The following is an 11,986-nucleotide window of genomic DNA, read 5'->3' as shown; positions in this document are numbered from 1 at the left end:
GTGTTATGCACCCTTGTCGGCGCTACGGTCACGGTCATGCCTGCCGACACCGTCTCCGTCACGGGTTGGGGCCGCACCGCCCCGACCGCCGCCCGTCTGGTCCGCCCGCGCACGTACGAGGAGGCGGCGGCCGCGGTCCGGGCGTGCGGGGCACGCGGCAGCATCGCCCGGGGCCTCGGACGGGCGTACGGGGACGCCGCGCAGAACGCGGGCGGAGCCGTGCTCGACATGACGGGCCTCGACCGGATCCACGCGATCGACGCGGACGGCGGCACCGTCCTGTGCGACGCCGGGGTGTCCCTGCACCGGCTGATGGAAGTCCTGCTGCCCCTCGGCTGGTTCGTGCCGGTCACCCCCGGAACCCGCTATGTGACGGTCGGCGGCGCGATCGGCGCGGACATCCACGGCAAGAACCACCACGTGTCGGGCTCGTTCGCCCGCCACGTCCTCTCCTTCGAACTCCTCACCGCCGACGGCCGGATCCGTACGGTCGGCCACGGCACCCCCCTCTTCGACGCGACGGCCGGCGGCATGGGCCTGACCGGTGTGATCCTCACGGCGACCGTCCGGCTCCAGCCCGTCGAGACCGCGCTGATGTCCGTCGACACCGAACGCGCCGCGGACCTGGACGACTTGATGGCCCGCCTCACCGCGACCGACCACCGCTACCGGTATTCGGTCGCCTGGATCGACCTGCTCGCCCGCGGCGCTTCCCTGGGGCGCTCGGTACTGACCCGGGGCGAGCACGCGCCGCTGGCCGCGCTGCCGCCCCGCGCGCGCCGGCATCCCCTGGTGTTCCGGCCCGCGCAGTTCCCGTCCGCCCCGTCGTTCGTGCCGGAGGGCCTCCTGGGGCGTACGACGGTGGGGCTGTTCAACGAGCTCTGGTACCGCAAGGCACCACGCGCGCGTGCCGGTGAGCTCCAGAAGATCTCGACCTTCTTCCACCCCCTCGACGGGGTTCCCCACTGGAACCGGGTCTACGGGCGCGGCGGCTTCGTCCAGTACCAGTTCGTCGTCGGACACGGACAGGAGGAGGCCCTGCACCGGATCGTGCGGCGTATCTCCGAGCGCCGGTGCCCGTCCTTCCTCGCCGTCCTCAAGCGCTTCGGGGAGGCCGATCCCGGCTGGCTGTCCTTCCCCGTGCCCGGCTGGACCCTCGCCCTGGACGTCCCCGCGAACCTGACGGGGCTCGGCGCCTTCCTCGACGAACTGGACGAGGAGGTGGCCGCGGCCGGCGGCCGGGTGTACCTGGCCAAGGACGCGCGGCTGCGCCCCGAGCTGCTGGCCGGGATGTACCCGCGGATCGCCGAGTTCCGCGCCCTGCGGCAGGAACTGGACCCCGCGCGGGTCTTCACCTCCGACCTGTCCCGACGCCTCGACCTCTAGTCCCGCGTGCCGTCCTCGCATCCCGCGCGCCGGCCGCCGCTCCCGCACTCCCCCCTCGCGGCCCCGTCCCCGTCGTCCGCGCACGCCCCGTCGCCCGCCCTCTCTCGCCCTTAGGAGCTGCCATGAAGGACGCCTTCGGCATCCCCCAGTCCCTGCTGATCCTCGGCGGTACGTCCGAGATCGCGCTGGCCACCGCGCGGCGGCTGATCGTCCGGCGCACCCGCACCGTGTGGCTGGCCGGACGCCCGTCGCCGGAACTGGAGCAGGCCGCCGGGCAACTGCGCGGGATGGGCGCGGACGTCCGTACCGTCGCCTTCGACGCCCTCGACAGCGCCTCCCACGAGACCGTGCTCGGCAAGGTCTTCGCGGAGGGCGACATCGACATGGTGCTGCTCGCCTTCGGCGTCCTCGGCGACCAGGCACGGGACGAGAAGGAGCCGTTGGCCGCGGCGCGGGTCGCGCAGACCAACTACACGGGCGCGGTGTCCGCGGGCCTGATCGCGGCGCGGGCCCTCCAGTCCCAGGGGCACGGCTCCCTGGTGGTGCTCTCCTCGGTCGCCGGCGAGCGCGCCCGCCGCTCCAACTTCATCTACGGCTCCAGCAAGGCGGGCCTCGACGCCTTCTCGCAGGGCCTGGGCGACGCGCTGTACGGCACGGGCGTGCACGTGATGGTCGTACGGCCCGGATTCGTGCGGACGAAGATGACGGCGGGGCTGCCGCAGGCACCGATGGCCACCACCCCCGAGGCGGTCGCGGCGGCCGTCGAGACGGGTCTGCGGCGGCGCTCGGAGACGGTGTGGGTACCGGGGGCGCTGCGGTTCGTGATGGCGGCCCTGCGGCACCTGCCGCGCCCGCTGTTCCGGCGACTGCCGATCTGACACCCGCGCGGGCGCCGGGTCGGGCTCTTGGACAGGCGCGGGGGCCGCGGACCCGGCAGGGCGTGGGTGCCGAGTGCTCGCGCGGCGGCCGGGAGTCCGGTGACGCACCCGCGGGGTCACCCGGACGACGTCCCGAGGGGCGCTCCGGCGGGCGCCGGGCGCTCAGCGGGCCAGGACGCTCAGCGGGCCGGCAGCGTGCTGTCGACCTCGGGTGCCCCCGCCTGCGGCGGCACCAGCGTCCCGCCGAAGGGGAACTCCCGCAGCTTGCGCCAGATGCCGTCGGCGCCCTGCTCGTAGAGCGCGAATCCGGCACACGGCCACTGGGCCTCGTACCCGGACAGCTCCTCGAAGGCCCGGTCCATCGCGGCGTCGTCGATGCCGTGCGCCACGGTGACGTGCGGGTGATACGGGAAGTGCAGCTCACGGGCGACGGGACCGGACGCGTCCCGGACCTGCGTCTGGAGCCGGGTGCAGGCCTCTGCCCCCTCGACGACCCGCACGAAGACGACGGGCGACAGGGGGCGGAAGGTGCCCGTGCCGTACAGCCGCATCGGGAAGGGGCGCCCGGCGGTGGCGACCCCGGTGAGGTGCGCCTCGACCGCGGGCAGCGCCGAGTCGTCGACCTCCGTCGGCGGCAGCAGGGTGACGTGCGTGGGGATGCCGGAAGCCGCGGCGTCGCCGAAGCTCAGGCGCCGCTCCTGGAGCAGGCTGCCGTGAGGCTCCGGGACCGCGATCGACACGCCGATCGTTACGGTCCCCACGTCGTCTCCTGTCGTTGTTTCGAGGTCCGCCGCCCCGGCGCGGGCAGGGGTGGCTGCTCGGCCGGTCCGGCTATCGACTGTACGGCGGTACGGCCCGTCGGCGGCGGCCGTACGAGTGTCGCGCTCGTCTCGTACGCACTGCCGAACGGGCTGTGGTAGGGGCGGTCGCACCGCTGCCGTGGCAGCGGTGTCGGCCGTCAGTGTTTGGCGGGCAGGAAGCCGACCCTGTCGTACGCCTGGGAGAGCGTCTCCGCGGCGACGACACGCGCCTTCTCGGCGCCCTTGGCCAGGATCGAGTCGAGCGTCTCCGGGTCGTCCAGATACTGCTGGGTGCGCTCCCGGAACGGCGTCACGAAGTCGACCATGACCTCGGCGAGGTCCGTCTTGAGCGCACCGTAGCCCTTGCCGGTGTACTTCTGCTCCAGTTCCGCGATACCGGTGCCGGTGAGGGTCGAGTAGATGGTCAGCAGGTTGCTGATACCCGGCTTCAGGTCCGCGTCATACCTGATGACGGTGTCCGTGTCCGTGACCGCGCTCTTGACCTTCTTGGCGGTCGCCTTCGGATCGTCGAGCAGGTTGATGAGGCCCTTCGGCGTCGACGCCGACTTGCTCATCTTGATCGTCGGGTCCTGGAGGTCGAAGATCTTCGCCGTCTCCTTGAGGATGTACGGCTTCGGGATCGTGAACGTCTGGCCGAAACGGCCGTTGAAACGCTCGGCGAGGTCGCGGGTGAGCTCGATGTGCTGGCGCTGGTCCTCGCCGACCGGGACCTCGTTGGCCTGGTAGAGCAGGATGTCCGCGACCTGGAGGACCGGGTAGGTGAACAGACCGACGGAGGCGCGGTCGGCACCCTGCTTGGCGGACTTGTCCTTGAACTGGGTCATGCGGGACGCCTCGCCGAAGCCGGTGAGGCAGTTCATGATCCAGGCGAGCTGGGCGTGCTCGGGGACATGGCTCTGGACGAACAGCGTGCAGCGCTCCGGGTCGAGACCGGCGGCGAGCAGCTGCGCGGCGGCGAGCCGGGTGTTGGCACGCAGGTCCGCGGGGTCCTGCGGCACGGTGATCGCGTGCAGGTCGACGACCATGTAGAACGCGTCGTGGGACTCCTGGAGGGCCACCCACTGGCGGACCGCGCCCAGGTAGTTGCCGAGGTGGAACGAGCCCGCGGTGGGCTGGATCCCGGAGAGGACGCGAGGACGATCTGAGGCCATGGGGCCCATTCTCTCAGGTGACTCTCATTGCTCGGGAACAGGTGGGAACCGATCCGCCTCCGGCGGTGTAACAAGAGTGTGAGGACGCGGGAGGGGGGCCGCATCGTCGTCGACGAGGCCGTGGTGATCGCACGCGTACGCGCCGGTGAGCCGGAGGCGTATGCGGACCTGGTCCGTGCCCACACGGGCATCGCGATCAGGGCGGCCAGGGCGCTGGGGGCGGGTGCGGACGCGGAGGACGTGGTGCAGCAGGCCTTCATCAAGGCGTACTGCTCGCTGGGGCGCTTTCGGGACGGCGCGGCGTTCAAGCCGTGGCTGCTGTCGATCGTCGCCAATGAGACGAGGAACACAGTGCGGACGGCGGTGCGCCAGCGGACCCTGGCGGGCCGGGAGGCCGCGTTCGTGGAGGCGGAGCCGCTGATACCGGAAGCGGCGGACCCGGCGGTCGCGGCGCTGGAGACGGAGCGCCGGACGGCGCTGCTGGCCGCCCTGGAGCAGCTGAGCGAGGAGCACCGCCTCGTCGTCACCTACCGCTATCTGCTGGAGATGGACGAGCCCGAGACGGCGCAGGCGCTGGGCTGGCCGCGCGGCACGGTGAAGTCCCGGCTCAACCGCGCCCTGCGCAAGCTGAGCCGGCTGCTGCCGGACTTCGGGGCCCTGGAGCGGGAAGGGGGTGAAGGGCATGAGTGAGCGGAGCGGTCGGGGCGGGTCCCGCGGCGACCGGAGGCGGCGGGGCGGCGAGGACGTCTCGCGGCTGCCGGAGGAGCTCCGGGCGCTCGGGCGCTCGCTGGACCGGCCGGATGCGGCCGACGGCGAGTCGATGGTCGAGCGGGTGCTGGAGCAGATGCTCGCCGAGCACATCGCGGTCCCGGTGACCGAGCCGCCGGGCGTCCGCGACCGGATGCGGGCGGTGCTGCGCTGGGCGCGGGCGCGCCGGCGCGGGCTGACGGCGGGCCTGTGCGGACTGCTCACGGTTCTCGTGCTCACGCCTCCGGTGCGCGCCGCGGTCGTCGGCTGGTTCGGCTTCGGCGGGGTCGAGGTGCGGTACGACCCGTCGGCGGCGCCCTCGCCCGGCGCGCGGGTACCGGGGTGCGGGCCTTCGCTGACCCTGGCGCAGGCCGGCCGGCGGGCCGGGTTCACCCCGCTCGTGCCCGGCGCCCTCGGCGTGCCCGACGCGGTGACGGTGACGCGTGAGCCGAAGGGGCGGCTGCTGATGAGCCTGTGCTGGCAGGAGCACGGGCGCACGGTCCGGCTGGACGAGTACCCCGCGCAGCTGGACATCGGCTTCTCCAAGACGGTGCGTGAGCCCCCGGAATGGGTGGCGCTCGGCGCCCCCGAGGACTATGGCCGCCAGGCCCTGTGGTTCGCGAAGCCGCATCTGCTGAGCTTCTGGCTGGTCGACGACGACGGCGACCGCTTCACCCGCTCGGTGCGGACCGCGGGACCCACGCTGCTGTGGCTGCACTCCGGCGGTGAGGTGACCCTGCGTCTGGAGGGCGTGGCGTCGAAGGAGCGGGCGGTGTCGATCGCCAAGTCGCTGAAATAGCACGTGTTTCCTACGGGTGAGGCAGCGCGCGAATCCGTCGGTGCCGAGTGGGAACCCCGGCGGGTCGAGCGGTGTACCAGAAGTGAGACAACGCGTGCGGGCGGGCCGCACGCGGGGCGACCGGCTGGTTGGGGGTCCGGATGCGCAGGCTTCGTGAACTGCTGTCGGTGGCGGGGGCGTTGGCCGTGGCACTCGCGGTGGTGCTGATCGCGGCGCCCTCGGCGACGGCCGGTGGACCGACGAGCGTGCTGGTGGTCTCGCCGGAGAGCGCGCAGACCGCCTCGCTGTACTACTCGGACGAGGAGTACGGGGAGTTGACGCGCCTGCTGGGCGAGCCCGACGCGGGCGACCGTGAGGAGCCGCCGGGCCTGAGCGTGGCGAGCGGGCGTCAGCTCAATGTCACGTGGCTGGCGCACGACGTGTCGCCGTGGCGGGTCGACCGCGTCTATCCGGACTCGTCGCGCGGCAAGGAGGTCTGGATACACACGGCCACCGATATCCGGAGCATGAACGGCTATTGGCACAAGGCCGCGCACCCCGCCCAGGTGCGGGCGCTGTTCAAGAAGCTCGGCGTCCTGGGCAAGCCGTCGCCCGAGGGGGCGGCGGGAGTCCCCCCGGGCGCGTGGGAGTCGGCGGACGACTCCGCCGGCGCGGCGACCCCGACCCCGGCCGGGGAGGTCCGCGCGGGGACGACGACGAGGCCGGCCGCGGCCGCCTCCGACGACGGCACCGACTGGTGGTGGGCTCTGCCCGGAGCGGCGGCCGGGGCGCTGCTGGCCCGGATGTGGCGGCCTCGCGGGGGTGAACCTCACCAGGAGTTGCGGGACATGTGAGGAGCCGCGGGGAGGCGGGCAGACGGGTGAGGGGGACGCATGGGGAAGAGGGGGACGGATGAGATTCCGGATCGGTCAGGAGAGGTCCCGGCCCGCCCGGCGGGGGCGGCGACCCGGCACGAGCAGAGGGCGCCTCGCCCGGTCGGAACGCCGGCCGGCCCGGACGAGGCTGTGGACCGGCGGGGTGGCGCCGTGGCTCGGCGAGACGGGGTCGCGGCTCGACGGGAGCGGGCCGTGGACCGGCGGGGTCGCGTCGTGGCGCGGCGGGACGCGGGCGGGGACCGAAGGCACGAGGCTGTGGACCGGTGGGACGCGAAAGGGGACGGGCCGGAGGCAGGTGTGGCTTCTGTTACTGGTCGTCGTGGCGGCGGCCGCGCTCGGCGCTCCGGGCGCTCGGGCCTCTGCACGGGATGCGGCGCACGATTCGGCGCGCGGCTCGGCGCGGGCGAAGGCCGACACTCCCGACCTGGCGCTGGTCGTCGCCGGTGACACGGGACGGGCGACCTCGCTGCACTCCGGGGAGCGGGACTTCGTACGGCTGTGGCGGCTGCTCTCCCCGCGGTACACGGGGACGGAGCGGGTTCCCGAGGCATGGGTGGAGGGCCGTTTCCCCGAGGTGCGGGCCACCGTGATCTGGGGGCTCACAGGAGTGGGGGGCTGGCCGCAGACCAGCAGGGCACCGGGTGGCGATGTCGCCATCGAGCGTCAGGACCAGGTGTTCGTCGCCGCGGACGGCACTCCATGGGTGCGGACTGATCCTTCCCCCGACGTCCGGGACGACGACATCCGCTGGCACCGGGCCCCACGCGCTGTGTTCGACCAACTGGACGAGGAGGGAGACCTGTTCGGCTCGGGAAGCACCTCGGGGCGCGTGGCGGAGCCGGACGCGGCGGACAGCGTGAGGTGGGCGGTACCCGGGCTGGCGGCGGGGCTGGTCCTCGGTGCAGGGGGCTCCGTCCTGATACGCCGCGCGGCGGCCCGGCGTGAGGCTGCCGGACCGCCGCGGGAACCACGACAGGAGCTGATCGATCTGTAGCCCGCGCGAGGCGCGTCAGCCGAGGTCGATCTCCGGGTAGAGCGGGAAACCGGCGAGCAGGTCGGTGGCGCGGTGGGCGATCTCGTCGGAGATCTTCGCGTCCAGGACGTGCTGGGCCTTGGACGGGCTGCCCTTGGCCGTGGTGCCGGGTTCGGCGGAGGTCAGGACGCGGTCGATCAGGCCCGCGATCTCGTCCATCTCGGCCGTGCCCAGACCACGGGTGGTCAGCGCGGGCGTGCCGATGCGGATGCCGGAGGTGTACCAGGCGCCGTTGGGGTCGGCGGGGATGGCGTTGCGGTTGGTGACGATGCCCGAGTCGAGCAGGGCGGACTCGGCCTGACGGCCGGTGAGGCCGTAGGAGGAGGCGACGTCGATCAGGTTGAGGTGATTGTCGGTGCCGCCGGTGACCAGCGTGGCGCCGCGGCGCATCAGGCCCTCGGCGAGGGCACGGGAGTTGTCGACGACGGCCTGTGCGTAGTCGCGGAACTCGGGGCGGCGGGCCTCGGCGAGCGCGACGGCCTTGGCCGCCATGACGTGCGGGAGGGGGCCGCCGAGGACCATCGGGCAGCCGCGGTCGACCTGCTCGGCGAGGCTCTCGTCGCACAGCACCATGCCGCCGCGCGGGCCGCGCAGCGACTTGTGCGTGGTGGTGGTGACGATCTGCGCGTGCGGGACGGGATCGAAGTCTCCGGTGAGCACCTTGCCGGCGACGAGGCCCGCGAAGTGCGCCATGTCGACCATGAGCGTGGCGCCGACCTCGTCGGCGATCTCGCGCATGATCCGGAAGTTCACCAGGCGGGGGTACGCGGAGTAGCCGGCGACGATGATGAGCGGCTTGAACTCTCGGGCGGAGACGCGCAGGGCCTCGTAGTCGATGAGGCCGGTGGCGGGGTCGGTGCCGTAGGAGCGCTGGTCGAACATCTTGCCGGAGATGTTCGGGCGGAAGCCGTGGGTGAGGTGGCCGCCGGCGTCGAGGGACATACCGAGCATGCGCTGGTTGCCGAAGGCGTGGCGCAGTTCGGCCCAGTCGGCCTCGGTGAGGTCGTTGACGTTGCGGACGCCGGCGCGCTCCAGGGCGGGGGCCTCGACGCGGGCGGCGAGGACGGCCCAGAAGGCCACGAGGTTGGCGTCGATGCCGGAGTGCGGCTGGGCGTAGGCGTGCTCGGCGCCGAAGAGCTCGCGGGCGTGCTCGGCGGCGAGGGCCTCGACGGTGTCGACGTTGCGGCAGCCGGCGTAGAAGCGACGGCCGACGGTCCCCTCGGCGTACTTGTCGCTGAACCAGTTGCCCATGGCGAGGAGCGTGGCCGGGGAGGCGTAGTTCTCCGACGCGATCAGCTTGAGCATGTCGCGCTGGTCGGCGACCTCCTGGCCGATGGCGTCGGCGACGCGGGGCTCCACGGCCCGGATCACGTCCAGGGCACTGCGGAACGCGGTGGACTCGGTGGAAAGGGGCTCTGGCATGACGGCCTCCGGACGTGGTGTTCAGCGTTCACGGGTCGGCCCAGGCGCACGGCACACAGTTCGAGGGGCCGCTCCCCGATGGTCGGTCCCATCCCAGCGCGCCAGTCACGGCCCCGCCGGTCAGCCTACCGGGCGCGCCGGATCTGCGGGTTCCCCGGTCCACCATGCGAGCGACGGTAGGAAGGAGGCCGGGGCCCACCGTCGGCGGGCGCCACTCCCCGCCCGGGAGGACATGCCGTCCCCCGCCCGGGAGCACGTATCCGCCCGTGGTCCGGGAAGCGCGAGCCGCCCGGTCCGGGCAGCACGTGCCGCCCCGTGCGCGGGCACGCGCGTCGCCCCGTGCCGCTCGTCAAGAAACGGAGATCGCGTGACCGCTACGGAGACGACGAAGGCGTTCATCGCCTCGGCCGACGCGCACAGCGCGCACAACTACCACCCGCTGCCGGTCGTCGTGGCGACGGCGGACGGGGCCTGGATGACGGACGTCGAGGGGCGCCGTTACCTCGACATGCTGGCCGGATACTCGGCGCTGAACTTCGGGCACGGCAACCGGCGGCTGATCGAGGCGGCGAAGGCGCAGCTGGAGCGGGTGACGCTGACGTCGCGGGCGTTCCACCACGACCGGTTCGCGGACTTCTGCCGGGAGCTGGCGGCGCTGTGCGGCATGGAGATGGTGCTGCCGATGAACACGGGCGCGGAGGCGGTGGAGACCGCGGTGAAGACGGCCCGGAAGTGGGGGTACCGCGTGAAGGGGGTGCCCGCGGAGAGGGCGAAGATCGTCGTCGCGGGGAACAACTTCCACGGCCGTACGACCACGCTCATCAGTTTCTCCACGGACCCGGAGGCGCGGGCGGACTTCGGACCGTACACGCCGGGATTCGAGATCGTGCCGTACGGGGACCTGACCGCGATGCGGGCGGCGCTGACGGAGAACACGGTCGCCGTGCTGCTGGAGCCGATCCAGGGCGAGGCGGGGGTGCTGGTGCCGCCCCCGGGCTACCTGCCGGGGGTGCGGGAACTGACCCGCGAGCGGAACGTGCTGTTCGTCGCGGACGAGATCCAGTCGGGTCTCGGCCGCACGGGGAAGACGTTCGCGTGCGAGCACGAGGGGGTCGTGCCGGACGTGTACGTGCTGGGCAAGGCGCTCGGGGGCGGGGTCGTCCCCGTGTCGGCGGTGGTGGCGGGCGCCGACGTGCTGGGGGTGTTCCGGCCCGGGGAGCACGGTTCGACGTTCGGGGGCAATCCGCTGGCCTGCGCGGTGGCGTTGGAGGTGATCGCGATGCTGCGGTCGGGCGAGTACCAGCGGCGGGCGGCCGAGCTGGGTGCGCATCTGCACCAGGAGCTGGGCCGGTTGAAGGACTCCGGTCATGTCACGCAGGTCCGCGGGCGCGGGCTGTGGGCGGGCGTCGACATCGCCCCGGCGTACGGCACGGGCCGGGAGATCTCCGAGAAGCTGGTGGACCGCGGCGTCCTGGTGAAGGACACCCACGGCGTCACGATCCGGATCGCCCCGCCGCTGGTCATCTCCGAGGAGGACCTCGACTGGGGGCTCGGCCGACTCCGCGAGGTGCTGGGGGCCTAGGGGGTGCGGCGCGGGTGCCCGCCGTGGCACGGGCTCGGCCCCGGCCCCCGTGTCGGCGGGCGCCCGGGGCCAGGGTTCGCGCACCGGGCCGTCAGAGGATCACGTGCGGCAGGAAGCGGGCGTACTCGTCCGTGACCAGGCCGGACGACTCGCGGATGCCGAGGCCCGCCGACTCGTCCTCGACGACCCAGGCGCCCAGGACGACACGGTTGCCGTCGAAGGACGGGAGGGGGGCCAGCTCCTGGTAGACGCAGGGCTCGTCGGTCCGTACGGCCGGGGCGGCGCCCGGTTCGTGCACGGTGACGCCGGCGCCCTCGCGGCCGAGGAGCGGCTTGGCCACGTAGCCCCGGCCGGCGGCCAGTTCGCGCGGGCCGTCGAGGTGGGCGGGGAGCAGGTTCGGGTGGTCCGGGTAGAGCTCCCAGAGGATGGCGAGGAGGGCCTTGTTGGAGAGGAGCATCTTCCAGGCCGGCTCGATCCACAGCGTCGTGCCCGTGCCGCCGCCGTTGTCGAGGGTGTCCAGGACGTGTCCGGCGAAGCGGTCGGCCGTGAGCCACTCCCAGGGGTAGAGCTTGAAGCAGCTGCGGATGAAGCGGAGCGAGTTGTCGACGAAGCGGCCGGAGAGGGGGTCCCAGCCGATCTCCTCCATGGAGATCCAGTCGGTGTCGAGGCCCGCCTGCTCGGCGGTCTCCTTGAGGTAGGCGACCGTCATCAGGTCCTCGCCGAGTTCGTCGGCGGAGGAGTGCGCGAAGTGCAGCGGGCTGCCCGGCGGCAGGAGGGGCGCCTGCTTCTTCCAGGCGGCGACGAGGCGTTCGTGCAGGGAGTTCCACTGGTCGGCGCCGGGGAAGCGGTCCTCCATCCAGAACCACTGCGGGCTCGCGGCCTCGACGAGGGAGGTCGGCGTGTCGGCGTTGTACTCCAGCAGCTTGGCGGGGCCCGTGCCGTCGTAGCGCAGGTCGAAACGGCCGTAGACGGAGGGGAGTTCGGCGCGCCGCCGCCACGCCTCGGCGACGGCCCGCACGACGTGCGGGTCGGTGATGCCGAGGTCGGCGAAGCGGTCCGTGCGGACGATGTGCTCGGCCGCGGCCAGGCACATGCGGTGCAGTTCGTCCACGACCTCCTCCAGCGCCTCGACCTCGGGGAGCGAGAAGACGTAGTACGCGCTCTCGTCCCAGTAGGGGCGCAGGGAGTCGTCGGGGTGGCGGGTGAGCGGATAGATGAGGCCCTGTTCCTCGACGGTCCGCTGCCAGTCGGGGCGGGGTGCGATGGTGCGGCGTTCCACGAGACGTCTCCTG

General features: G+C 72.9%; 11 protein-coding genes and 1 riboswitch. Of the genes, 7 read left to right on the top strand and 4 right to left on the bottom strand.

The features are described 5' to 3' along the window. Window positions 1–36 precede the first annotated feature (36 nt). Both BKI49_RS23070 and BKI49_RS23065 read left to right on the top strand, forming a co-directional pair. Entirely contained in the window at window positions 37–1,386 is a 1,350-nt protein-coding gene (locus BKI49_RS23070) for a decaprenylphosphoryl-beta-D-ribose oxidase (protein ID WP_095936165.1), read from the top strand. A 122-nt stretch (window positions 1,387–1,508) separates the two neighbouring features. After that, complete coding sequence (locus tag BKI49_RS23065; protein WP_095936164.1) at window positions 1,509–2,264, top strand: decaprenylphospho-beta-D-erythro-pentofuranosid-2-ulose 2-reductase; 756 nt, start codon at window positions 1,509–1,511, stop codon at window positions 2,262–2,264. A gap of 179 nt (window positions 2,265–2,443) precedes the next feature. On the opposite strand, the gene BKI49_RS23060 is transcribed toward BKI49_RS23065, so the two are convergent. Continuing rightward, window positions 2,444–3,025, bottom strand: coding sequence for a 2'-5' RNA ligase family protein (locus BKI49_RS23060; protein WP_095936163.1), 582 nt, complete (start codon window positions 3,023–3,025; stop codon window positions 2,444–2,446). Between the two features lie 197 nt (window positions 3,026–3,222). Then, complete coding sequence (trpS, locus tag BKI49_RS23055) at window positions 3,223–4,236, bottom strand: tryptophan--tRNA ligase (protein ID WP_028802914.1); 1,014 nt, start codon at window positions 4,234–4,236, stop codon at window positions 3,223–3,225. Window positions 4,237–4,314: 78 nt separating this feature from the next. On the opposite strand from trpS, the gene BKI49_RS23050 reads away from it, so the two are divergent. The 4 genes from BKI49_RS23050 (at window position 4,315) to BKI49_RS23035 (ending at window position 7,651) form a co-directional block, all read left to right on the top strand. Further along, on the top strand, window positions 4,315–4,926 hold the full coding sequence (locus BKI49_RS23050) for an RNA polymerase sigma factor (RefSeq protein ID WP_179332538.1): 612 nt from the start codon (window positions 4,315–4,317) through the stop codon (window positions 4,924–4,926). After that, window positions 4,919–5,782, top strand: coding sequence for a hypothetical protein (locus tag BKI49_RS23045; protein WP_257004917.1), 864 nt, complete (start codon window positions 4,919–4,921; stop codon window positions 5,780–5,782). The genes BKI49_RS23050 and BKI49_RS23045 overlap by 8 nt, the downstream gene beginning before the upstream one ends. A 140-nt stretch (window positions 5,783–5,922) precedes the next feature. After that, window positions 5,923–6,615, top strand: coding sequence for a hypothetical protein (locus BKI49_RS23040; RefSeq protein ID WP_257004916.1), 693 nt, complete (start codon window positions 5,923–5,925; stop codon window positions 6,613–6,615). Between the two features lie 337 nt (window positions 6,616–6,952). Further along, on the top strand, window positions 6,953–7,651 hold the full coding sequence (locus BKI49_RS23035) for a hypothetical protein (protein ID WP_373557576.1): 699 nt from the start codon (window positions 6,953–6,955) through the stop codon (window positions 7,649–7,651). 15 nt (window positions 7,652–7,666) lie between these two features. Here the strand turns inward: BKI49_RS23035 and BKI49_RS23030 are convergent, their stop codons facing one another. Further along, a complete protein-coding gene (locus BKI49_RS23030; RefSeq protein WP_095936161.1) occupies window positions 7,667–9,112 on the bottom strand; it encodes a glycine hydroxymethyltransferase in 1,446 nt (481 codons plus the stop codon). A gap of 31 nt (window positions 9,113–9,143) precedes the next feature. Then, a riboswitch (ZMP/ZTP riboswitch) is annotated at window positions 9,144–9,231 on the bottom strand. Between the two features lie 248 nt (window positions 9,232–9,479). Between BKI49_RS23030 and rocD the strand changes: the two genes are divergently transcribed. Then, a complete protein-coding gene (rocD, locus tag BKI49_RS23025) occupies window positions 9,480–10,694 on the top strand; it encodes an ornithine--oxo-acid transaminase (RefSeq protein WP_257004915.1) in 1,215 nt (404 codons plus the stop codon). Window positions 10,695–10,785: 91 nt separating this feature from the next. On the opposite strand, the gene BKI49_RS23020 is transcribed toward rocD, so the two are convergent. Then, window positions 10,786–11,973, bottom strand: a complete 1,188-nt coding sequence (locus tag BKI49_RS23020) for a glutathionylspermidine synthase family protein (RefSeq protein WP_095936159.1) — start codon at window positions 11,971–11,973, stop codon at window positions 10,786–10,788. Window positions 11,974–11,986: the final 13 nt, after the last annotated feature.

It is taken from the genome of Streptomyces sp. Tue6028, assembly GCF_002300165.1.
Taxonomy (GTDB): domain Bacteria; phylum Actinomycetota; class Actinomycetes; order Streptomycetales; family Streptomycetaceae; genus Streptomyces; species Streptomyces siamensis.
Note: the sequence above shows the minus strand (reverse complement) of the source record. Positions and strands in the feature narration are given on the sequence as shown.